22 protein-coding genes are annotated in these 22795 nt (G+C 66.1%); 12 read left to right on the top strand and 10 right to left on the bottom strand.

The window, feature by feature from the left end:
* The first annotated feature begins 450 nt into the window (after positions 1–450).
* Positions 451–1434 carry a Bug family tripartite tricarboxylate transporter substrate binding protein gene (locus tag KUV49_RS16540; RefSeq protein WP_222450904.1) on the top strand — a complete coding sequence of 328 codons (984 nt, stop codon included), beginning with the start codon at positions 451–453 and terminating at the stop codon, positions 1432–1434.
* A 383-nt stretch (positions 1435–1817) separates the two neighbouring features.
* Here KUV49_RS16540 and KUV49_RS16535 read toward each other — a convergent pair whose 3' ends face one another.
* From KUV49_RS16535 to KUV49_RS16510, 6 genes are all read right to left on the bottom strand, one after another.
* A complete protein-coding gene (locus KUV49_RS16535; protein WP_261391265.1) occupies positions 1818–2801 on the bottom strand; it encodes an NAD(P)H-quinone oxidoreductase in 984 nt (327 codons plus the stop codon).
* Between the two features lie 106 nt (positions 2802–2907).
* Positions 2908–3651 carry a proteasome-type protease gene (locus tag KUV49_RS16530; RefSeq protein WP_222450903.1) on the bottom strand — a complete coding sequence of 248 codons (744 nt, stop codon included), beginning with the start codon at positions 3649–3651 and terminating at the stop codon, positions 2908–2910.
* Positions 3652–3663: 12 nt separating this feature from the next.
* Positions 3664–4461, bottom strand: coding sequence for a transglutaminase domain-containing protein (locus KUV49_RS16525; RefSeq protein WP_222451042.1), 798 nt, complete (start codon positions 4459–4461; stop codon positions 3664–3666).
* 4 nt (positions 4462–4465) lie between these two features.
* Complete coding sequence (locus KUV49_RS16520) at positions 4466–5407, bottom strand: alpha-E domain-containing protein (protein ID WP_222450902.1); 942 nt, start codon at positions 5405–5407, stop codon at positions 4466–4468.
* Positions 5408–5411: 4 nt separating this feature from the next.
* The gene (locus KUV49_RS16515) at positions 5412–6836 is read right to left on the bottom strand and encodes a circularly permuted type 2 ATP-grasp protein (RefSeq protein ID WP_222450901.1); all 1425 of its coding nucleotides are present in this window, start codon (positions 6834–6836) and stop codon (positions 5412–5414) included.
* Positions 6837–6956: 120 nt separating this feature from the next.
* Positions 6957–7871, bottom strand: coding sequence for a LysR family transcriptional regulator (locus tag KUV49_RS16510; protein WP_222450900.1), 915 nt, complete (start codon positions 7869–7871; stop codon positions 6957–6959).
* 113 nt (positions 7872–7984) lie between these two features.
* On the opposite strand from KUV49_RS16510, the gene KUV49_RS16505 reads away from it, so the two are divergent.
* From KUV49_RS16505 to KUV49_RS16495, 3 genes are read left to right on the top strand one after another with little or no spacing between them, the layout of a single operon-like run.
* The gene (locus tag KUV49_RS16505; protein ID WP_222450899.1) at positions 7985–8917 is read left to right on the top strand and encodes a ring-cleaving dioxygenase; all 933 of its coding nucleotides are present in this window, start codon (positions 7985–7987) and stop codon (positions 8915–8917) included.
* A 4-nt stretch (positions 8918–8921) separates the two neighbouring features.
* On the top strand, positions 8922–9524 hold the full coding sequence (locus KUV49_RS16500) for an alpha/beta hydrolase (RefSeq protein ID WP_222450898.1): 603 nt from the start codon (positions 8922–8924) through the stop codon (positions 9522–9524).
* 15 nt (positions 9525–9539) lie between these two features.
* Positions 9540–10511: a pirin family protein gene (locus KUV49_RS16495; protein ID WP_222450897.1), complete on the top strand. Its 972-nt coding sequence runs from the start codon at positions 9540–9542 to the stop codon at positions 10509–10511.
* An 84-nt stretch (positions 10512–10595) separates the two neighbouring features.
* On the opposite strand, the gene KUV49_RS16490 is transcribed toward KUV49_RS16495, so the two are convergent.
* Positions 10596–11939, bottom strand: coding sequence for a YihY family inner membrane protein (locus KUV49_RS16490; protein ID WP_222450896.1), 1344 nt, complete (start codon positions 11937–11939; stop codon positions 10596–10598).
* A gap of 109 nt (positions 11940–12048) precedes the next feature.
* Positions 12049–13644 carry a GMC family oxidoreductase gene (locus KUV49_RS16485; RefSeq protein ID WP_222450895.1) on the bottom strand — a complete coding sequence of 532 codons (1596 nt, stop codon included), beginning with the start codon at positions 13642–13644 and terminating at the stop codon, positions 12049–12051.
* Positions 13645–13749: 105 nt separating this feature from the next.
* On the opposite strand from KUV49_RS16485, the gene KUV49_RS16480 reads away from it, so the two are divergent.
* The 7 genes from KUV49_RS16480 (at position 13750) to KUV49_RS16450 (ending at position 20944) form a co-directional block, all read left to right on the top strand.
* A complete protein-coding gene (locus KUV49_RS16480; RefSeq protein ID WP_222450894.1) occupies positions 13750–14982 on the top strand; it encodes a TRAP transporter substrate-binding protein in 1233 nt (410 codons plus the stop codon).
* A 103-nt stretch (positions 14983–15085) separates the two neighbouring features.
* Positions 15086–15754: a TRAP transporter small permease gene (locus KUV49_RS16475; protein ID WP_222450893.1), complete on the top strand. Its 669-nt coding sequence runs from the start codon at positions 15086–15088 to the stop codon at positions 15752–15754.
* Positions 15754–17112, top strand: a complete 1359-nt coding sequence (locus tag KUV49_RS16470; protein WP_222450892.1) for a TRAP transporter large permease — start codon at positions 15754–15756, stop codon at positions 17110–17112. The genes KUV49_RS16475 and KUV49_RS16470 overlap by 1 nt, the downstream gene beginning before the upstream one ends.
* Before the next feature lie 12 nt (positions 17113–17124).
* Positions 17125–17898, top strand: coding sequence for an IclR family transcriptional regulator (locus KUV49_RS16465; RefSeq protein ID WP_222450891.1), 774 nt, complete (start codon positions 17125–17127; stop codon positions 17896–17898).
* Positions 17899–17914: 16 nt separating this feature from the next.
* Entirely contained in the window at positions 17915–19222 is a 1308-nt protein-coding gene (hisD, locus tag KUV49_RS16460; RefSeq protein WP_222450890.1) for a histidinol dehydrogenase, read from the top strand.
* The gene (locus KUV49_RS16455; protein WP_222450889.1) at positions 19215–19976 is read left to right on the top strand and encodes an SDR family NAD(P)-dependent oxidoreductase; all 762 of its coding nucleotides are present in this window, start codon (positions 19215–19217) and stop codon (positions 19974–19976) included. Before hisD ends, KUV49_RS16455 begins: the two co-directional genes overlap by 8 nt.
* Positions 19973–20944, top strand: coding sequence for an alcohol dehydrogenase catalytic domain-containing protein (locus KUV49_RS16450; protein WP_222450888.1), 972 nt, complete (start codon positions 19973–19975; stop codon positions 20942–20944). Before KUV49_RS16455 ends, KUV49_RS16450 begins: the two co-directional genes overlap by 4 nt.
* Position 20945: 1 nt before the next feature.
* On the opposite strand, the gene KUV49_RS16445 is transcribed toward KUV49_RS16450, so the two are convergent.
* Complete coding sequence (locus KUV49_RS16445; protein ID WP_222450887.1) at positions 20946–21353, bottom strand: rhodanese-like domain-containing protein; 408 nt, start codon at positions 21351–21353, stop codon at positions 20946–20948.
* A 25-nt stretch (positions 21354–21378) separates the two neighbouring features.
* On the bottom strand, positions 21379–21600 hold the full coding sequence (locus KUV49_RS16440; RefSeq protein WP_222450886.1) for a hypothetical protein: 222 nt from the start codon (positions 21598–21600) through the stop codon (positions 21379–21381).
* Between the two features lie 137 nt (positions 21601–21737).
* On the opposite strand from KUV49_RS16440, the gene KUV49_RS16435 reads away from it, so the two are divergent.
* Positions 21738–22661, top strand: a complete 924-nt coding sequence (locus KUV49_RS16435; protein ID WP_222450885.1) for a hypothetical protein — start codon at positions 21738–21740, stop codon at positions 22659–22661.
* Positions 22662–22795 lie beyond the last annotated feature (134 nt).

The raw sequence follows: 22795 nt of genomic DNA, 5'->3' as shown, positions 1-22795 counted from the left end.
CCGCTTCTGGGCGAGCACACGGTGGAGATCCTGCGCGACGTGCTGGGCTACGACGGCGAGGACCTGCAGGCGGTGCTTGACAGCGGCGCCGTGGGCGACCCGCAGAAAACCGCGGCGGAATAGGGCCGCGGCAGGAAGGGCGGTCCGACAGGCGGGCTGCCCTTTTGATAATTCTTGACGCATTGCGTGAAGAAGTCTCCGTAAGTATCGAAAAAATAGGTTTTTTCGGGTTTCCATAATACCATTTCTGTCGATGCTCATGGCGGTCGGGCCGGCGAGGCGAAGAAATCCTTGCAATGAGTCCGGACATGTTATTTGTTGCCGTGGTGCGAAATTTTATTTCACGCAATGGTTTCTGTATGCAATTAAATACTATTGTATACATCGCCAGCTGATTAGGAGGATCGGCTCACGTCCGGCCAAGACCGGAAACCAACAGGGAGGATAACCATGAATACCTTTAAGCTACTTGTTGCGAGTGCGTCCGCACTGGCATTGACGGCCCCGGCTGCGCTGGCGGAATGGCAGCCGAAAAAGCCGGTCGAGTTCATCATCATGGCCGGCACCGGCGGTGGGGCGGACCAGATCGCGCGGCTGCTGCAGGGCCTTATCCAGAAAAAGGACCTGAGCCCGCGCCCCTTCATTCCGATCAACAAGCCGGGCGGTTCGGGCGCCGAGGCGCTGCGGTACCTGCAGGACAAGGCGGGTGACAACCACACCGTCATGATGACGCTGAACAGCTTTTACACCACGCCCATCATCCAGGAGGACCTTGGTGTCGACGTGACCGAGTTCACGCCGATCGGCCTGATGGCGATGGACACGTTCCTGTTGTGGGTCAACACGGACCGCGAGGACATCACCGATCTCGACAGCTTCAACGCGGTCGTGTCCGAAGCGGGCAAGGACTGGAAGGTCGGCGGCACCGGATCGGGCCAGGAAGACAGCGTTCTGACCGCGATGATGGAAGCCGAGTTCGGCTATGACGTGACCTACATCCCGTTCCCGGGTGGCGGCACGGTGGCCAAGAACCTTGTTGGTAATCAAATAGATAGCACCGTCAACAACCCCGCCGAGCAGATGGAATTCTGGCGCGCGGGCAACACCAAGCCGCTGGTGCAGTTCACCGCCGAGCGGATGCCGGCCTTCCCGGACGTGCCGACGGCCAAGGAGCTGGGCGTGGAGATCGAGTACTACATGCAACGCTCCGTGAACGGCCCGCCGGACATGGATCCGGAAGCGGTGGAATGGTACACCAACCTGTTCCAGGAGCTGTTCGACAGCGAGGAATGGCAGGCGTTCTGCAAGTCCGACGGCCTGACCTGCGAGACGATGATGAAGGGCGAGGACCTCGCCACGTTCCACGAAAACCAGAAGGTCGCGCATGAAAAGCTGATCGAAAAGGTCGGCGCCGCGTCCATCACCGGCGAGTAAGGCAAGGGATATCACCGGGGAGTTAACGGTGGTTGAAGGTCAAGGGCGGCGCGGATCATGCGCTGCCCTTTTCCGTTCAGGGTCAAAGTTTTACGCGGCAAACCTCAACCAGATGTGCCCCGTGAACCGCAGCGCATTATCCAATTTCGCCTTTGACCGACGCCTCGGGTCAAAGGCGAAACGCTTGAGGTTAACGGAGGCGTTTCGGTCGAAAACGGGACGTCGGTATCGCGTCGGTATCGCTGGAGGCAACGCGTCGGTGCGGATTTTCCGGCCTGGCGGGATTGACGAAGAGCGCGGTACAAACGTCTTTTGAAGACGTTTGCCAGGACTTTTTCTGCAAAAGTCCTGGCCGGTCCGACGCGACTCAGGGGCGACGGGCGTCAGGGGCGCAGGAGGATCTTGCCGCGGTGGGTGGCGGATTCCATCAAGGCGTGCGCCGCCGCCGCTTCCTCGAACGGGAAGACCTTGTGGGTGTAGGTGCCGACCGTGCCCTCGGCCAGAAGCGGCCAGACTTTTTCCAGGAGATCCTGCGCCACGCGGGTCTTGAACGTGTCGGGGCGCGAGCGCAGGGTCGAGCCGGTATAGGTGAGCCGCTTGAGCATCACCGGCATCAGGTCGATTTCCATCTTCGAGCCGCCGTTGAAGGCGAGCTGCACGATACGGGCGTCGGCATGGGCGGCCTTGATGTTGCGGGCCACGTAATCGCCGCCGATGATGTCGAGGATGAGATTGGCGCCGCCCGCTTCGCGGACGATCGGCACGAAGTCCTCGGTCTTGAAGTCGATGGCGCGTTCGGCGCCAAGTTTGGTGACATAGTCGATGTCATCCTTGCCGGTGCAGGTGGTGAAGACGCGGCAATCCAGGGCGCGGCCAAGCTGGATCGCGGTGGAGCCGATCCCGCCCGCGCCGCCATGGACGAGCAGGAGGTCGTTCGGGGTCGGGGGCCTGTCGAGAAAGAGGTTGGACCAGACGGTAAAGTAGGTTTCGCAGATGCCCGCCGCATCGGTGGTGTCCATGCCCTTGGGGATGGGCAGGCAATGGGTGGCGTCGACGGCCACGTACTCGGCATAACCGCCGCCGTTGGTCAGGCCGCAGATCGCGTCGCCCACGGCCCAGCCCGAGACGCTGTCGCCGACGGCGGCCACTTCGCCCGAGACTTCGAGCCCCAGGAGGTCGGACGCGCCCTTGGGCGGCGGGTAATGCCCCCGGCGCTGGACGAGGTCGGGGCCGTTGACGCCGGTGGCGGTGACCTTGATGAGCACTTCGGACGGCGCGGGGGTGGGGACGGGGCGTTCGCCCACCTCCAGCACGTCGGGTTTGCCGGGCTCGCGCATTTCCACGGTTTTCATCGTCTCGGGCAGCATATGGGTCGTCCTTTTCCTGTCGTTGACCCTGAATGTGCATTTAATGCGGGGGGTTTCAACCGGATTGGCCGGGGCGGTGGGTTTTCACCCACCCTACGCGAGGCGGCTAGCCGAGCTCGGACAACTCTACGTCGGGCAGGCTGTCGAGGGCGTTCTTCAGCGCCTCGCCCCAGCCCTTGGAGACGGCCTCGAACCAGGGGCTGTCGGCCTCTATGCGGCCGGTCTGGCCGATGGTCAGGCTGTCGGTTTCGTAGATGTGGAAATCGAACGGCGCGCCGACGGTCAGGTTGGCCTTGAGCGTGGAGTCGAAGCTGACCAGCAGGAGCTTCATCGCGGCCTCGAAGCTGAGGTCGGGATCGAAGGCGCGCACCAGGATGGGGCGGCCGTACTTTGTTTCGCCCATCTGGAAGAAGGGGGTGTCGTCGCCGGCCTCGATGAAGTTGCCCTCGGGGTAGATCAGGAACAGGCGCGGCGGGCTGCCGGCGATCTGGCCGCCCAGCATGATCGTGGCGTTGAAGGTGCCGTCGGCGCGCTGGCCGCTGTCGCCGGTGCGCTCGATCACCTCGCGCAGGGTGTCGGCCACCATGCGCGCGGCCTGAAAGAGCGAGGGCACGCCCAGCAGGGAGGGCGTGCGGTCACCGGGGGACTTGGAGCGCTCGTCGAGCAGGCTGATCACCGACTGCGTGGTCGCGAGGTTGCCGGCGGAGAGGAGCGTGATGACGCGGTCGCCGGGGCTTTCCCAGGTGGTCAGCTTCTTGAAGGTCGAGATATTGTCGAGCCCGGCATTGGTGCGGGTGTCTGACATGAAAACGAGGCCCCGGTCGAGAACCATTCCCACGCAATATGTCATGCCCGTCCTTCGCTATTGTTGGGTGACGTCGATCGCGACCTCGAGCTGTTCCTCGGGGCCGCCGATTCTGCTGCCGGTGATGGGCGCAGCATCCGCGTAATCGAGGCCCGTTGCAACGCGGACGTAACGTGTGTCGGGCGAAATTCCGTTGGAGATGTCGAAGCCGACCCAACCCAGCGCCTCGACATGCGCCTCGGCCCAGGCGTGCATCGCGTCCTGCGCGGTGCGGTCGTCGAGCATGAGGTAGCCCGAGACGTAACGGGCGGGAAAGCCCATGGCGCGGGCGCAGGCCAAGAAGATGTGGGTGTGGTCCTGGCAGACGCCCTTGCCGTGGGTGATCGCGTCTTCGGCGGACCAGTCCGGTTCGGACGCGCCGACCTGGAACGCCACGCTGTCGCGGATCGTCTTGCTGAGCGCGTGCAGGCGGTCGAGCGGGTCGGGCTCGTCGACCTTGCGGATGAGGGCGCGGGCGCCGGATTTCGCCTCGGTCCGCCGGGTCTGCTGGGCGTAGAGCCAGAGCGGGGCGGGGCCGATATGGCGGCCGAGGACTCCGCTCACGTCTTCGATCACCACCTCGCCCTCGCTGCTGACGGTCAGCTCGGTGGTGTCGCGGTCGAAGCTGATGAGTTCGACGGCGTTGTTGTGGTGGTCGTGGAACTCGACCTCCTTGCGGCCGTTCTCGACGCCGGTGGTCCAGTTGACGACCTGCTGGGCGCGGGTGGTCTTGGGGGTCTTGCGCAGCTGTTGCAGGCCATAGACCACGGGACCGGAGAAGCGGTAGCGGGTCACGTGTTTGATATGCAGGTGCATGGGGTCATTCATAGAAGCGGTACTCCCGCTCGATCTCGTTGGCGATTTCGGCCAAGAGGCCGATGATCTCGGTGATGTATTCGTGCAGGCCGTAGTCGAAGATCGCCTCGACCTCGTGCGCGAGATACTTGCGGTTGAGATAGTCGAGTTTCCGCATCGGCTCGGACGGATGCGCGTTGCCGGCGTTGAGGCTGCGCAGGTTTTCCTGAAGCTGGGCGGCGCAGAAGGCGAGGCTGCGCGGCAGGCGCTGGTCGAGGATGAGGAAATGGGTGATCTCGCGGGGGCCGGAATCGGCGCCGTATTCCATGCGGAAGCCGCCGCGCGCGGCCACCGAGCGCAGGATGGTTTCCCATTGCACGTTGTCGAGCGCAGACCCCACGGCGCGGGCCGTGGGCAGCAGGACGTAGTATTTCACGTCGAGGATGCGCGCGGTGTTGTCGGCGCGTTCCAGGAAGGTGCCCAGCCGGGCGAAATCGTAGCGTTCGCCGCGCAGCATCGTGCCGTGGGTCATGCCGCGCACCAGCGAGGTGTTCTGGCGCAGGGTGCGCAGGCAGCCGGGCAGGTCGCGTTCGGCCACCTGGCGGGAGAGGTTTTCCTGGGCGTTCATGTAGGCGCTGTTGATCGCCTCCCACATGTCGCCGGTCAGCGCAGTGCGCACGAGCCGCGCGTTCTGGCGGGCGGCGCAGATGCAGGAATAGACCGACGAGCTGTTGCCCCGGTCGCGCAGGAGCCAGTTGATCGCGGCCTCCTTGGTGACCTCGCCGCGCGCCGCCTCGAAGGCGGGCCAGACGCCGGCGGATTGCAGCACCGAGCGCCATTCCGCGGCGCTGTCGCCCAGCCGGGTCAGCGCGATGCGCTGGCCGGTCTCGATCAGGCGGGCGGTGTTTTCGGCCCGTTCGAGGTAGCGGAAGAGCCAGAAGAGGCCGTTTGCGGTTTTACCGAGCATCGCGTCAGTCCTCCAGCACCCAGGTGTCCTTGGTGCCGCCGCCCTGCGACGAGTTCACAACCAGAGAGCCTTTCTTGAGCGCCACGCGCGTGAGCCCGCCGGGGGTGATCTGGATGCCGTCGGGATTGACCAGCACGAAGGGGCGCAGGTCGACATGCCGGGGGCTGAGGCCCTTGGCGGTGAAGGTGGGCACCGTGGACAGGCTGAGCGTGGGCTGGGCGATGTAGTTCGAGGGCTTGGCGTCGAGTTTCTTGGCGAAATCGGCGATTTCCCTTTTCGACGCGGCGGGGCCCACGAGCATGCCGTAGCCGCCCGAGCCGTGCACCTCTTTCACCACCAGTTCGGCGAGGTGTTCGCGCACGTAGGCCAGGTCGTCGGCATCCGAACAGCGCCAGGTGGGCACGTTGGGCAGAAGTGGCTGCTCGCCGGTGTAGAACTCGACGATATCGGGCATGTAGGAATAGATCGCCTTGTCGTCGGCGATGCCGGTGCCGGGCGCGTTGGCGATGGTGATGCCGCCGGCGCGGTAGACATCCATGATGCCCGCGACGCCAAGCTGGCTGTCGGGGTTGAAATTGAGCGGATCGAGGAAGTCGTCGTCCACCCGGCGGTAGAGCACGTCGATGGGGGTGTAGCCGCGGGTGGTGCGCATCGCCACGCGGCCGTCGACGACGCGCAGGTCACCGCCCTCGACCAGTTCGACGCCCATCTGGTCGGCCAGGAAGGCGTGTTCGAAATAGGCGGAATTGTAGATGCCGGGGGTCAGCACGGCCACCACGGGCGCGTCCTTGGTGCCCGAAGGTGCGCAGGCGGCCAGGGACCGGCGCAGGTTGGTGGGGTAGTTCTGCACCGGCTGGACGCGGTTGCGCGAAAAGAGTTCCGGGAACATCTGGAGCATGGTTTCGCGGTTTTCCAGCATGTAGCTGACGCCCGAGGGGGTGCGGGCGTTGTCCTCGAGCACGAAGAATTCGCCGGGGCCGGTGCGGACCACGTCGATGCCGACGATATGGGTGTAGACGCCGCCGGGCGGTTCGACCCCGATCATGTGGGGCAGGAAGGCCTCGTTTCGGGCGATCATCTCGGCGGGCAGGCGGCCGGCCTTCACGATTTCCTGCTTGTGGTAGATGTCGTGCAGGAAGGCGTTGATCGCGCGCACGCGCTGTTCGATGCCGCGCGACAGCTTGTACCATTCGTTGCCCGACAGGATGCGCGGGATGATGTCGAAGGGAATGAGCCGTTCCTCGGCCTCGGCCCGGCCATAGACGTTGAAGGTGATGCCGGTCAGGCGGAAGAGGTCCTCGGCTTCGCGCTGCTTGGCGCGCAGGCGGGCGGGGTCCTCGGCGTCGAACCACTGGTGGAACGTGGCGTAGGGGTCGCGCAGGGTTTGCGACGTGCCCCACATTTCGTCGAAGAAAGAGTCTGATGACATGTTCACCTCCGGCGTTTCATAGAAGCAGGCGGGCGCGAAGCTGGCAAGACAGTGCGTTGCCGGAGGGGAGGCGGATTTGGCTAAGGCGCCGGAACTGCTGGATTTTTGTGCAGCGACCTGTCAGCCGAAACGGAAGAAGACGGGTGCGGTGCGGCGGATGTAGTCCTCGAAGAAGGCGGTGAAGGTGGCCACGAGCGGGGGAAACGCCTCGTAGGGCGGGTAGAATAGCGTGAGCCAGAGCGGGCTGACCTGCCAGTCGGGTACGAGGACCGTGACCTCGCCCGCCGCCAGATCGTCGGCCACGAGGAAGTCGGGCAGCACGGTGATGCCCTGGCCCAGGCGAGCCAGCTGGCAGAGCAGGTCGCCGTTGTTGGTGATGAGGCGGCTGCCCGCCTGGACGGAGCGGTTGGCACCGTCGCGGGTGAACTCCCACGTCTCGGGCGTGGCGGTGGCGCTGTAGGAGAGGCAGAGGTCGCGGGGGAGGTCGGCGGGATCGGTGGGCGCGGCGGTGCCCGCGAATAGGGACGGGGCGGCGACGGCGTGGCGGGGCACCTCGCAGATCTTGCGCCAGATGGTGGATTTGTCGGACGGAGGCCCGGAGATGCGGATCGACAGGTCATAGGGGTCTTCGATGATGTCGACGAAACGGTCGGTCAGGGTGACGTTGAGATCGACCCGGGGGTAGGCATCGCGGAAGGCGGCGATCAGGCCCGGCATCAGGCGCAGGCCCAGCGACATCGGCGCGTTGAGGCGCAGGCGGCCCGCGTCGGGATGGGCGGCGTGCATCAGCGCGTCGGTGGTGGCGTCCAGCTCGGCCAGAAGCGGGCGATAGCGGGCGGCGACCACCGCGCCGGCATCGGTGAGCGAGACCTTGCGGGTGGTGCGCAGAAGAAGCTGCTGGCCAAGGCTGTCTTCGAGCCGGGCGACGATGCGGGTGACGCTGGAGGGGGTCATGTCGAGCGCGCGGGCGGCGGCGGCAAAGCTGCGCCGTTCGGCCACTTCGAGGAAGACGCGGATCGGCTTGATATCCTGCATGGCGTTATTATTGCACCAAACGCAATAGTCTATGCAAGTTTATTGCTATTCTCCTGGAGGCGTATCTGTCCCAGATTGCACGGTAACAGTTTCGCAACCGAAAGGGCGACAGGATGATTACCGAGATCAAGGGCCTGCATCACGTGACGTCGATGGCGGGCGATGCGAATGACAACAACGCGTTCTTCACCAGGGTGCTGGGATTGCGCCGGGTGAAGATCACGGTGAATTTCGACGCGCCGGAGGTGTATCACCTTTATTTCGGCGACGAGGTGGGCACGCCGGGGGCGGTGATGACGACCTTCCCCTTTGGCCAGATGCCGCGCGGCACGCGGGGCGTGGGCGAAGTTGGCGTGACCGAGTTCGCCGTGCCGCATGGCGCGCTGGGCTATTGGAAAGACCGGCTGGCCGCCGCGGGCGTGACCGGGCTGGCCCTGGACGAGGCCTTTGGCGAGAAGCGGCTGGGCTTTGACGGGCCGGATGGCGACGGGTTTGCGCTGGTCGAGACGGATGTGCGCGGGCGGACGCCCTGGACGGGCGCGGACGTGCCGGAAACTGCCGCGATCCTGGGGTTTCACGGCGCGCGGTTTGCGCTGCGGGATGCGGATGCGACGGGCGAGCTGTTGCGCTTCATGGGGTATCAGAAGATGGACACCCAGGGCGACCTGACGCGCTATGTCGTCGAGGGCGGCAATGCGGCCGACACGATCGACCTGCAGGAGGCACCGAGTGCCAGACCGGCCCACCAGGGCGCGGGATCGGTGCATCACATCGCGTTCTCGGTCGAGGACCGGGCGACGCAGCTGGATGTGCGCAAGCGGCTGGTGGACACAGGGTACGACGTGACGCCGGTGATCGACCGCGACTATTTCTGGTCGATCTATTTCCGCACGCCGGGCGGTGTGCTGTTCGAGGTGGCCACGAATGAGCCCGGATTCGACCGGGACGAGGATACGGCGAACCTGGGCTCGGCGCTGCAACTGCCGGACCGCTACGAGCCGCACCGCGCCAAGATCGAGGCGCATCTGCCGAAGCTGGTGGAGTGAGGCGATGGCGCTGGATTTGTACCATGCGAAAACGCGGGCGCCCGATGCGGGCGCGCCGCTGGTCTTTGCCTTTCACGGCACGGGCGGGGACGAGACTCAATTCTTCGACCTTGTGCGGCAGGTGAACCCCGGCGCGGGCATCGTGGCGCCCCGGGGGGACGTGTCGGAACATGGCGCGGCGCGGTTTTTCCGGCGCTCGGGTGAGGGGGTCTATGACATGGACGACCTTGCGCGGCGCACGCAGGCGATGGTGCGCTTCGTGGAGGCGCATAAAGAGGCGCATCCGGGCGTGGAAACATATGGCTTCGGCTATTCCAACGGGGCGAATATACTGGCCTCGGTGATGATGGCGCGGCCGGACCTGTTCGACCGGGTGGGGCTGATGCACCCGCTGATCCCGTGGGGGCCGGAGGATGTGCAGGGGCTGGACGGGCGACATGTGCTTGTCACGGCGGGGCGGCGGGATCCGATCTGTCCGTGGCCGCTGAGTGCGCGGCTGATCGAGTGGCTGGCGGCGCAGGGCGCGGACGTCGAGACGGTGATCCATGACGGCGGGCACGAGATACGGCCCGAGGAAGTGCAGGCGCTGGCGCGCCATTTGACCTGAGACAAGGAGAGCGAGATGAGCTGGAACCCGACGCAGAACCCCGATTGCCCCGATGCCGGGGGCCTGGACGGCATAGAGACGCTGATCATCCCGCGGGCGCGGGACCTGGGCGGGTTCGAGGTGCGCCGCGCGCTGCCCAGCCCCGAGCGGCAGATGGTCGGCCCGTTCATCTTTTTCGACCAGATGGGGCCGGCGGAGTTCATCACCGAAGGCGGCATCGACGTGCGGCCGCATCCGCATATCGGGCTGGGGACAGTGACGTATCTGTACCAGGGCGAGTTCGAGCATCGCGACAGCCTGGGCACGCACCAGATGATCTATCCCGGCGAGGTGAACTGGATGCTGGCGGGGCAGGGTGTCACGCATTCCGAGCGCACCAGCGAAGAGACGCGGGGCACGCGGCACAACCTCTTTGGTGTGCAGACGTGGATCGCGCTGCCCGAGGACCGCGAGGACATGGCGCCGGATTTCGAGCACCACAAGGAGGCGGCGCTGCCGGTCCTGAACGATGGCGGGGCGGAGGTGCGGCTGATCCTGGGCACGGGCTGGGGCGAGACAAGCCCGGTGACGATGCAATCCGAGATCTTCTATGCCGATGCGGTGCTGGCGCCGGGGGCGAGTTTTCCCTTGCCGGACGACCACGAGGACCGGGGGCTGTATGTCACGCAAGGCAGCGTGGAAATCGCGGGCGAGGTGTTCGAGGCGGGGCGGATGATGGTGTTCCGCCCCGGCGACCGGATGAGCGTCAAGGCCGGGCCGCAGGGCGCGCGGGTGATGGCGCTGGGCGGCGAGACGTTCAACGGGCCAAGGTATATCTGGTGGAATTTCGTGTCGTCGGACGTCGAGAAGATCGAGGCGGCGAAAAAGGCGTGGAAGGCCGCCGATTGGGAGGGCGGGCCGTTCAGGCTGCCGCCGGGAGATACGGACGAGTTCATTCCGATCACGGACGACATGGAACGGATGAAGGTCAAGCGGCCCAAGGGGTAGGCGCGGGACGTGGGTGGTCGAGGTCCCGGATCGAGTCCGGGACGGGTGGGGTTTGGTGGGGTGGAACCCCACCCTACGCCGACATCAGTAGAGCTTGATTGCGCCGGAGGTGTTGTCGGTGTCGGGGTCGCGACCGGCGATGACGGAGGCGATGGGCTGGTCGAGAATGTCGTCCTCGGCCTTGCGCAGGCGGGCCAGCAGGTCGGGCAGGGTGCCGGTCGACTCGATCACCTGGGACAGCGAGGGGCGGCCGGAGAGGTCCCGGACGCCGCCAAGGGTGAGGCCGATGTCGTGGGCCAGTTCGGCCACGCTGACGCGGTGCAGATCGCGTGCGAGGCACAGCTTGGCGTCCTCGGTTTCGACGATGTAATTGGCGTCGAGCAGGGCCTGGAGCACGGAATCGCGGGCCAGGACCGGCACGGCCTCGGCCAGGTCGTCGGGGGGCAGGGACTTGCCCTCGGGCGCCTTGCGCGCCAATGCCGCCAGAAGGGCCACCGCCACTTCGAGCGTTTCGGCGGGGCTGAGTTCCTCGCCCGAGAGCGCGTCGCGCCGGCGCCACCAGTCGGGGAAGGAGGCGGCCAGCAGGGCGCCGAGGATGATCACCGTCCAGGACGAGTAGACCCAGAGCAGGAAGATCGGAAAGATGGCGACCGCGCCGTAGACGGTGGAATAGGTCGAGGAGGAGGTGACGAAGGTGTTGAACCCCCATTGCAGCACCTGGAAGGCCACGGCGGCGAAGGCGCCGCCGATGACGGCATTGCGGATGCGCACCTGCACTGCGGGCACCACGCAGTAGAGCAGGGTGAAGACGATCGTGGTGTTGACCAGCGCCAGCACCTTGCGCGGCCAGTCGGCCCTGAGCTGGACGGCGGGGATGTAGCCTGCGTCCCGTGCCCAGTCCTGGAGCGGGCGCATCATGTCGGTGGTCAGGGTGAAGCTGGCCCCGATCAGCAGCGGGCCCATCGTCAGCACCGCCCAGAAGGTCAGCAGGCGGACCACCAGCGGCCGGGGCCGGGAGACGCGCCAGACCTGGTTCAGCGTGGCCTCGATGGTCGACAGCAGAAGCACCGCCGTGACCGGGAGCGCGATGATGCCGGCGACGGTCAGGTCGCTGGCGTTGCTGGTGAAATCCGAGATGTAGGTGCGCACGTCCGAGCCGACCTCGGGGATGAGGATGCCGAAGAACATTTCCTGCATCCGGATCTTGACCGGGTCGAAGGCGGGGAAGCCCGAAAGCACGGCGAAGGCGATGACCAGAAGCGGCACGAGGGCCAGCAGGGTGGAGTAGGTCAGCGCGCCGGCGGCCTGGCCCAGGCCGTCGCTGACGAAGCGGCGCATCGTGTAGTAGAGGAAACTGCCGATATCCGAGACGATCCCGAGGAAACGGGTCTCGCGCCAGTAGTCCAGTCGGGATTTCTTCTCTGCCATGTCAGGGTGATAGCATAGGCCGGACGGGGCGTCTTTCAAACCCGGTGCGTGGCGGTGGGGTTTTCCGCAAAGCGTGGGCTTTGAGACACCCCGGGGTTGAGGTCCCGGGTCAGGCGTCCTGCAGCACCAGGTCGGCGCATTTCTCGCCGATCATGATGGCGGGGGCGTTGGTGTTGCCCGAGACGATTTCCGGCATGATCGAGCAATCGGCCACGCGCAGGCCCGTGAGCCCATGCACGCGCAGGCGGGCGTCGACCACGGCCTGCGGGTCGTCGCCCATCTTGCAGGTGCCGGTGGGGTGGTAGATCGAGACCGAGTGGTTGCGCGCCCAGTCGAGCGTGGCGGCATCGTCGTCCATCGGCAGATCGGCGGTGGGGCGGAATTCCTCGGCGATCTTGGTGGACAAGGGCGCGTGGCGGGCGATGCGGCGCGCGATCTTGACGCCTTCGGTGAGGGTGCGGCAGTCGAGATCGGTCGAGAGGTAATGCGGGTGGATCCTGGGATAGGTCCTGGGATCGGGGCCATCCAGGCGGATCTCGCCCCGGCTTTCGGGGCGCAGCTGGCAGACCGACATGGTGAAGGCCGAGAACGGGTGCACGCCCGCGCCGGGGCTGTCGGCGGACCAGGGCTGGACGTGGAACTGGATGTCGGGGGTTTCGACGTCGGGGCGGGTCTTGAGAAAGCCGGTGGCGAGGCTGGCGGCCATGGTCATCGGACCGGCGCGGAAGAGCGCGTATTTGAGCGCGATGCGGGCCTGGGAGGCGAGGCTGCGGACCTCGTCGTTCAGGGTGGGTTCGTTGCATTTGAAGACCAGCCGCGCCTGCAGGTGGTCCTGCAGGTTGCGGCCTACGCCGGGCAGGGCGTGGTGCGGGGTGATGCCGTTCTGCCGGAGGTGCTCGGGGTCGCCGAGGCCCGAGAGCATGAGGATCTGCGGGCTGTTGATGGCGCCGCCCGAGAGGATCACTTCTCGGTTCGCGCCGATGGTCTGAAGCTGGCCGCGCTTGTCGCGGTATTCGACGCCGGTGACGCGCTTGCCGTCCATCAGCACGCGGGTGACCTGGGCGTTTGTGACGATCCTGAGGTTCTTGCGGTCGCGGATGGGGCGCAGGTAGGCCACGGCGGCGCTGCAGCGGCGGCCGTTGCGGGTGGTGAGCTGGAAATAGCCCACACCCTCTTGATCCTCGCCGTTGTAATCGGGGTTGAAGGGGTAGCCTGCGGTCTGGGCGGCGGCGACCCAGGCGTCGCAGATCGGGCGCTGGATGCGCATGTTGGAGACCGACAAAGGCCCGGCGTCGCCGTGGTAGGCGTCGGCGCCGCGCTCGTTGTTCTCGGCCCGTTTGAAGAGGGGCAGCACGTCGTCCCAGCCCCAGCCCGCGTTGCCCATCTGGCGCCAGCGGTCGTAATCCTGCGGCTGGCCGCGCACGTAGAGAAGCCCGTTGAGCGAGGAGGACCCGCCCAGCACCTTGCCGCGCGGCCAGTCGATGGCGCGGCCGTTGAGGCCGGGGTCGGGTTCGGTCTTGTAGCACCAGTCGACGGTGGGATTGTGCATCGTCTTGAAGTAGCCGACCGGGATGTGGATCCACGGATTGCGGTCGGGCGGACCTGCCTCAAGCAGGGTGACGCGCACCTTGGAGTCCTTGCTGAGCCGGTTGGCCACGACGCAGCCCGCAGAGCCCGCGCCGACGATCACGTAATCGGTATCCACCAGTTTTCCTCCCGCTTCTCAAAAAAAGTCTATGCAGAACGGAAAAGCTATTCTAGTCTTTTTTGAAACGTTACGTCTCAAAAGTTGTCAAAATGGGAGGATTAAATGGCAATTTATGATCGAGTGAAGGGCGTTTCGCGCCGGGATTTTTTCAAGATAGCAGGCACTTACGGCATGAGCTCGACGCTCATGGCGGCGGGGGCCTTTGGTGGTGCAATGACGGCGGCGAACCTGGCGCGTGCGGCGGAATCGACCTATGAGAAGCGATTCTCGAAGGAGGCGAAGCACACGCTGAAACTGGGGGCGGCGGGGTTCAACCCGCAGAACCTGCTGATCGAACGGGCGGGCGTGCTGGACTTTGCCCGCGACCTGGAGGCTCGGACGGACGGGGAGATCCGGATCGAGTTCATCGGCAACAACCAGATCTGCAACCAGTTGTCCTGCGTGGAGAAAACGCAGCAGGGCATCACGGACATGTACGCGGCCTCGACCCAGAACTCGGCCGGGGGTGCGCCTTATCTGAACGTGCTGGACTATGCCTACATGTTCCGCAGCCGGGCGGACCAGTATTACTTCCTGTATCATCCCAAGAGCGTGGAAATCCTGCGCGACCCGCTGGAGAAGCGGCACGGGCTGAAGTTCCTGTTCAGCCACGCGGAGCTGCGCGGTATCCAGCTGGGCCTGTCGTGGGAGGACAAGCCGACGGTGACCAAGCTGGAGGAGCTGTTCGGCACCAAGAACCGTGTCACCGGCACGCAGCTGGGGCGGATCGCGATGGAGGCGCTGAACCTGAACCCGGTGCCGATCGCGTGGGAAGAGACCCTCGACGGTCTGAAGCAGGGCCTGATCGACGGGGCGGAAACCTGGGCCTCTGCCGTGGCCTATGCCAACATGTCGCCGGTGGTGAGCCAGTGCGTGGATCTGAAGTTCTTCTGCGGGACCGAGCACACGGCGATGAGCGCGTCTGTCTTCGACGGCCTGGACGGCGCGTTGCAGGACGCGGTGATGGAATCGGCCTATTACGCACAATCCTACGTGCAGGCGGCGAACGAGGCCGCGCTGGTCAACACGGTGGGCTTCAGCCATCCGCACCAGGGGCCCGATACGATCTTTGCACAGAACAACGTGCGGGTCGCGGCGTTGCCGGACGAGGAGATCAAGAAGGCCGAGGAAATGTGCAGCCCCGAGTTCCAGCCGCAGCTGTGGGAACAGTGGCGCGAGCGGCTGAACCAGTGGTCGGGCGGTCTGGATACCTACCAGGAAATCTATGACACCGTGCGCGAGCATGACGTGACGCTGGCCGAGAATGTCGAGCCGCGGCGCTGGTGGAAGGGCTGACACTTTCATAGACATCATGGTGCCGGCCCCTTCATATGGGGGCCGGTAGCAACCAGTCCGAGACCGGCGGCGCACGCCGGCGCAACGACAACGGGAGGATGCCATGTCGATCATGACCGACGTGGGAGAGATTTTTTCGGCCGTCGCCTCGAATGACGCCTGGATGATCCGGGAATCGCTGCAATCGAATGCCGCTTGGTACCTGGGCACGGTCGTGGCGCTGGTGGGCGGGCTGGCGCTGGCGGCGATGTACCGCGCGCTGCCCTTCGTCGAGCGGCACCTGGAGCGCACGATCATGGTGGTGGCCTATCTTGCGGTGGCGCTGATCATCTTCTGGGGCGTGATCGACCGTTTCGTCTTTTCCAGCCAGCTGCCGTGGTCGACGACGATCCCGCCCTTGCTGTTCATGATCATGGCGTGGTTCGGGGCGACGTATAACGTGGCCCTGCGCACCCATCTGAGCTTTGCGGAGTTCCGCAGCCGGATGCCGCGCGCGGGGCAGTTCGCCTGCCTGATGCTGGACGCGGTTCTGTGGTTCGTCTTCGCCGTCATCGTGATGGTCACCACGGCGCGGGCCGCCGCGCTGTCGGCGTCGAATTTCCAGATCGTGCTGGGCACGGACAACACGCTGCAATGGTGGTTCCTGATCACCGCGCCCATCGCGTTCCTTCTGATGGCGGCGCGGACGTTCCAGAACCTTTTCGAGGATATTTCCAACTGGCGCTCGGGGCGGCCGCTGATCAAGCAGGCCGTGATCGGGGGGGATGTGTGATGACCGACGGGACCCTCATTACGCTGATTTCACTGGGCGTGACGTTCCTGTTCATGCTCGGCGTGCCGGTGTTCCTGGTGATCGCCTATTGGGTGATCGGGTGCAGTTTCGTGCTGGACCTGACGCTGGACAACCTGGGCGCGGAACTGCTGAACGTGTTCAACAAGGGGTTCGCCCTGCTGGCGATGCCGCTCTTCATCCTGACGGGCGATTTGATCAACAAGTCGGGGATCGCGCGACGATTGTCCGATTTCGCCTATGCCTGCCTGGGGTGGCTGCGGGGAGGCCTTGCCATGGCGAGCCTTGGGGCCTGCGGATTGTTCGCGGCCATTTCGGGGTCGAACTCGGCCACCACGGCCACCATCGGTTCGATGCTGCATCCCGAGATGGTTAAGGGCGGCTATGACGAGCGGTTCAGTGCGGCCACGGCGGCGGCGGGCGGCACGGTGGGGATCATCATCCCGCCCTCGATCATCTTCATCGTTTACGGGTTTTTGATGAACCTGCCGATTTCGGACCTGTTCGTGGCGGGGATCCTGCCCGGGGCGCTGATGGTCATCGGCATGCAGTTCGCCTGCTGGATCATCTGCCGGATGAACGGCTGGGGGTACCTCATCCCGCTACAACTGAACCGGGTTCTGAAAACCGCGTTCGGGGCCTGGCTGGGGTTCTTCGCCATCGGGCTGGTGCTGTGGGGCATCTATACCGGCAAGTTTTCCCCGACCGAGGCGGCGGGCGTGACGGTGGGGTTCTGCATCATCGCGGGCCTGCTGAGCTGGGTGGTGAGCCGCATGTTCCACGTCGACGGCACGAAGCCGTGGAACGAAAAATCGTACCTGTCGATGCTGGTGGTCGAAGGCTTCACCATCCCCGAGATCCCCGGCATCGTGATGCGCTCGGCGCAGATCACGGGCATCCTGGCGCCGCTGATTGCCATCTCGGTGGTGATGCAGCAGATCCTGTCGCTGCTGGGCGCGCAGGCGGTGATCGGGGATTTCCTGACCTCGATGGGGGGCTATTATCCGGTGCTGTTCACCGCGATGCTGATCGTGTTCTTTTCGGGCATGATCCTGGAATCGCTGCCGGTGACGATCATCCTCGCGCCCATCCTTGCGCCGATCGCGGCCGGCGTGGGAGTCGATCCGGTGCATTTCTCGGTGATCTTCCTGGTGGGCGCCTCGATCGGGTTCATCACGCCGCCCTATGGGCTTAACCTTTATGTGGCCTCGGGGGTGACGGGGGTGCCATACTTCAGGCTGCTGAAGTATACTGTGCCGTATCTCATTGCCTTGATCAGCGTGTGGGTTCTTGTCTCGCTGGTGCCCGACCTGGCCTTGGCACTGTTGCCGAACAGGTAGGAAAGACGTGACATGCCCGACGACCAGTCCAAGGACGGAAAATACCTGATCCCCACCAACCTGCGCCTGCTGGTGCTGCTGGAAGAGGTGGCGAAGGCGGGGGTGCCGGTGGCGCCGGCGACGCTTGTGGCGGCGCTGGGCCTGCCGAAGCCGACGGTGCATCGGCTGCTGGCCACCGCCGAGGCGGAAGGGTTTTTGCAGCGCGATGTGGACGGGCGGTCGTTCGGGCCGGGCAAGCGGCTGCGGACGCTGTCGATCAACACGCTGTCGTCGCAGCGCATCCGCACCGAGCGGCTGATGATCATGAAGGCCCTGGCCGAGGATGTGGGCGAGACCTGCAACCTGGCGGCCCCCGGGCGCTACGGGATGGTGTACCTGGACCGGGTCGAGACCCATTGGCCGCTGCGCATCCAGCTGCCGGTGGGCACGCAGGTGCCGTTCAACTGCACCGCCAGCGGCAAGATGTACCTGTCGTCGCTGCGCACCGACAAGCTGGCGCGGCTGTTGCAGAACCTGGAGATGCCGCGCCGGACCGGGCGGTCGCTGACCGACCCCGACGCGCTGATGGCCGAGCTGGCGCGGATCCGCGAGCGGAACTACTCGACCGACAACGAGGAGTTCATGGACGACATGACCGCCGTGGCGGTGCCGATACGGGACGACCAGAACCGGCTGGTGACGACGCTGTCGCTGCATTCGCCGACCCAGCGGTGCCACCTGCCGGACCTGGAGGAATACCTGCCGCGCCTGCGGGAAGCGGCGCGGCAGTTGGAAGAACTGATTTGAAGGAGGGGCACCGGGCATGGCGCGGGACTATCTGAAGAAGGCGAAACTGACCTCGCGCTCGGGGGCATCGGATGTGCATGCCACGGTGCAGGGCATCCTGGACGCCATCGAGACGGGCGGTGACGCCGCCGCGCTGGAATACGCACGCAAGTTCGACCAGTACGAGGGCAGCATCCTGCTGTCGGAGGCCGAGATCGAGGCGGCCTGTGCGCTGGTGCCGGAAAAGCTGAAGCAGGACATCGCGTTCGCCCATGACAACGTGCGGCGGTTTGCCGAGCGGCAGAAGGCCACTGTGGCGGATGTGGAACTGGAGGTGGTGCCGGGCCTCGTGGCCGGGCAGAGGGCGATCCCGGTGGATGCCGCCGGCTGCTATGTGCCGGGCGGGCGCTACAGCCATATCGCCAGCGCCATCATGACGGTGACCACCGCCAAGGTCGCCGGGTGCAAGCATATCACCGCGTGCAGCCCGCCGCGCCCCGGCGTGGGCGTGGCCCCGGCGATCATCTATGCCGCGCATATCTGCGGGGCGGACAGGATCATGGCGATGGGCGGCGTGCAGGGGGTGGCGGCGATGACCTTTGGTCTGTTCGGCCTGCCGCCGGCGAATATCCTGGTGGGGCCGGGCAACCAGTTCGTGGCCGAGGCCAAGCGGATCCTCTTTGGCCGCGTGGGGATCGACATGATCGCGGGGCCGACGGACAGCCTGATATTGGCGGACAAGACCGCCGACCCGCATATCGTGGCGACGGATTTGGTCAGCCAGGCGGAGCACGGGTATAACAGCCCGGTGTGGCTGGTGACCGATGACCGGGCGCTGGCCGAGGCGGTGATGGAGATGGTGCCGAAGTTGATCGACGACCTGCCGGCGGTGAATTGCGAGAACGCCACGGCGGCGTGGCGCGACTATGCCGAGGTGATCGTCTGCGCCGACCGCGAGGAGATGGCGGCCTGTTCGGACGAATACGCGCCCGAGCACCTGACGGTGCAGGCCGGGGACCTGGACTGGTGGCTGGAACGGCTGACCTGTTACGGCTCGCTGTTCCTGGGCGAGGAGACCACGGTGAGCTACGGCGACAAGGCGGCGGGGACGAACCACGTGCTGCCGACCTCGGGGGCGGCGCGGTATACCGGGGGCCTCAGCGTGCACAAGTACATGAAGATCGTGACGTGGCAGCGGGCGACGCGGGAAGGCTCCAAGCCCGTGGCGCAGGCCACCGCGCGGATCTCGCGGCTGGAGGGGATGGAAGGGCACGCGCGCGCGGCGGATGCGCGGCTGGCCAAGTATTTCCCCGGCGAGAATTTCGACCTGAGCGCGGATGGCTGACCCGTCCCGCCTGTTCGATCTGAGCGGGCGGGTGGCGTGCGTCACCGGGGCCAGCTCGGGGCTGGGGCAACGGGCGGCGGAGGTGCTGGCCGCCGCTGGCGCGAAGGTCGTGGGTGTGGCGCGGCGAGAGGCGCCCTTGGCTGAGTGGGCCGGTCGCGTGGGAGGTGCTGCGGCCTATGTCGTGGGCGACGTGGCGGAGCGCGATGGGTTGCCCGAGTTGGTCGCGCAGATGTCCGCGCCGTTCGGGGCGCCGGATATCGTGGTGCACGCGGCGGGGGTGAACACGCGGGAAGCGGCGGATGACGTGACGCCCGAGGGCTGGGACGCGACGCTGGCGCTGAACCTGAGCGCGCCGTTTTTCCTGAGCCGGGCCCTGGTGCCGGCGATGAAGGAGAAAGGTTGGGGCCGGATCGTGAATTTCGCCTCGTTGCAGACGACGCGGGCTTTTCCCGGCGGTATCGCCTATGGTGCGACGAAGGGTGGAATCGCGCAATTGACGCGGGCGATGGCCGAGGCGTGGTCGGGCTTTGGCATCACGGCGAATGCCATCGGGCCGGGATTTTTCCCGACCGAGCTGACGCAGGCCGTCTTTGGCGACGAGGCGCGGGCGGCGCGGAACGCGGCGCAGACTTGTATCGGGCGCAACGGGCGGCTGGAGGATATCGACGGGCCGGTCCTGTTCCTGTGTTCGGATGCAAGTGCATATGTTACCGGGCAGGTGCTGATGGTGGACGGGGGGTTTACTGCGAAATGAAGGCATTGATCTATGACGCGCCCGAGCGGCTGGGGTTTCGGGAGGTGCCGGAGCCGGTGGCCGGCGCGGGCGAGCACCTGATACGGATCGAGGCGGTGGGGATCTGCGGCTCGGACATGCATGCCTACCTGGGCCATGACGACAGGCGGCCCGCGCCGCTGATCCTGGGGCACGAGGCGGCGGGGGTGATCGTGGATGGACCCGACGAGGGACGGCGGGTCACGATCAATCCGCTGGTGACCTGCGGGGACTGCGCCGCCTGCATGGCGGGGCGCGAGAACCTGTGCGAGGCGCGGCAGATCATCTCGATGCCGCCGAGGGACGGCGCGTTCGCGCAGTTCGTGGCGATGCCGGAGCGCAACCTTGTCACAGTGCCGGACGGCGTGCCGCTGGACCGCGCCGCGCTGGCGGAGCCCCTGGCGGTGAGTTGGCACGCGGTCAGGCTGGCGTTGCAGGTTGTTCCGGGCCCCGACCGGGCCCTGGTGCTGGGCGGCGGGGCCATCGGGCTGGCCGCGGCGCTGGCCTTGACGGCGATGGGGGTGACGGGCGTGACGGTGGTGGAGCCGAACGCGGCGCGGCGGGATTTCCTGGCCGGTGTGTGCAGGGATCATGTCGTGGCCGAGGCCGACGGCCTGTTCGATATCGTGGTGGATGCCGTCGGCTATGCCGCGACGCGCAAGGTGGCGTCGGCGCGGGCGCTGCCGGGCGGGGTGATCGTGCATGTGGGGCTGGGCGAGGATATGGGCGGTCTCGATGTCCGGCGGATGACATTGCAGGAGATCACGTTCATCGGGACCTATACCTATACGGACCAGGATTTCCGTGACACGGCGCAGGCGCTGTTCGACGGGCGGCTGGGGCGGCTGGAGTGGTTCGAGACGCGGAGCCTGGACGAGGGTGCCGCGGCGTTTGCCGACCTGCGGGCGGGCAAGGTGGCCGCGCCGAAGATCGTGCTGCGGCCCTGGTAGCTCAGTCCTTGCTGTCTTCGGGGAATTCGACCGGGCCGCCCTGGTCGGCCCAGGTGGAGAAGCCTTCGCGCAGGTGCGCGGCCTCAAACCCCATGTCCTGAAGCGTGGCGGTGGCCAGTGCCGAGCGCCAGCCGGAGGCGCAGTGCAGCACGTAGCGCTTGCCCGGCTGGGCGAAGACATCGCGGTGATAGGGGCTGTCGGGATCGACCCAGAATTCGAGCATCCCGCGCGGCGCGTGGACGCTGCCGGGAATGAAGCCGCTGCGCTGGCGTTCTCGCACGTCGCGGATATCGACGATGACGACGTCCGGGTCGTCCAGCGCCGCGATGAGGTCGGGGGTCTCGACTTCGTCGATGCGGGCGCGGGCGTCGGCGACCATCTGGGCGGCGGTGGTCCTGAGTTGGGTCATCAAAGCTCCTTCCGGGGCGGGGCGGTCAGGCGTTGGGGCGCGCGTCGAGCCAGGCGATCTGGTCGCGGATGAAATGCGGGTCGGTTTCCATGCGGATGAACACCGCCGTCAGGGCGGCGACCGCCGCGGGCATCTCGTCCTCGGGGTTGGCGTCGGGCATGAGGATTTCGCGAGTCCCGTCGGGCGCGACGGTCAGCGCGAACGTGTTCGCCGGGATCATCGTGCCGGTTTTGGAATGCTCTGGCATCGCTGTCTCCTTTTCAGGGGAAAAGGGATAGGCCCTGGGCAGTCGGTTGTCAAAAGCGGCGGCAGGGGGGCGCGTGCGCGCGGAATTGTGGAAACGGTCCCGCGACTGGCCTATGTTGCGCGATCAGGGGAGGTGCCATGCGCATCATTCGACTTGCTTGCATGCTGATCTTTGCCGGGCTGGCCGCGCAGGCGGACCAGCGCGAGGATTACCTGGACATGGCGCGGCGCGGCTGGAGTTACGAGCTTCGCACCACGATGATCGGGCGGGACATGGCGATCCCGGTCAGGATCAACGGGCGCGACATGGCGGGCGCAGCCCTGTGCGTGGTGGGCGAGAAGCCGCACGCCGAGACGCGCGCGGTGCTGAACGCGTTCCGGGGGCTGATCGGCGAGGTCTACGGTAAGCCGCTGCCGATGCGGTTCGCGGGCGCGACGGCGCAGGGGTGTGGCGCCGGGCGTGTCGTGTTGTTGCGGCTGTATTCGGGGCGACCGCCGAACCGGGCGCTGTCGGCCGACGTGGCGTGGATGAACAGCGCCTTCGGGCTGGGGCTGCCCCGGGGGCGGGACTATGCGGCGATGTCGCCGGCGATGGCTCAGACGTTTTTCGGCCATTTGGGGCAGGTGACGCATATCATGGTCAAGCAGCCGGGGCCGTCGACGCCCGGAAACCTGGAGCGCAAATTTTATCGCTCGATCCTGGTGGAAGAACTCTACCAATCGTTCACTTTCGGCATGGACGTGCTGAAATTCGACCGCGACGCGCGGTTCGTGTCGAAATTGCAGGAATTCCCGGTGAACATGGGCCGGATGCCGTGGAGTTCGCGCGGGTTCATGCGGGCGATCCTGGGGTCGAACCCTGTGGGGCTGTGCCGGTTCGACGTCTTCATGCTGCACGCGGTGGCGCAGTCGCCGGGGGCCGAGACGACTGCGCCGGAGTTCATAGATTTCATCGACGCCAATTACGAGCGGCTGGATGCGTCGAGCGCCGAGAGCTTCGCCGATGCGCGGTTTGCGCCGCTGATGGACCCGAAGTGCGCGGCGGACCGGACGGTGCGCTAGGGCCGTGGGCGGCGGCGGTTAAGACTTTCGGTTAGGTAGGCGGCGGCGGGCCGCTTGGCCTAGCGTTGACGTGACGCGCCGCGCGGAAGGAGAGACCGCCGGGGCGCTGTGAGACGTCCGTGTTTCGGGAGGAC

The sequence above is a fragment of the Roseovarius atlanticus genome, from assembly GCF_019802205.1.
Taxonomy (GTDB): domain Bacteria; phylum Pseudomonadota; class Alphaproteobacteria; order Rhodobacterales; family Rhodobacteraceae; genus Roseovarius; species Roseovarius atlanticus_A.
Note: the sequence above shows the minus strand (reverse complement) of the source record. Positions and strands in the feature narration are given on the sequence as shown.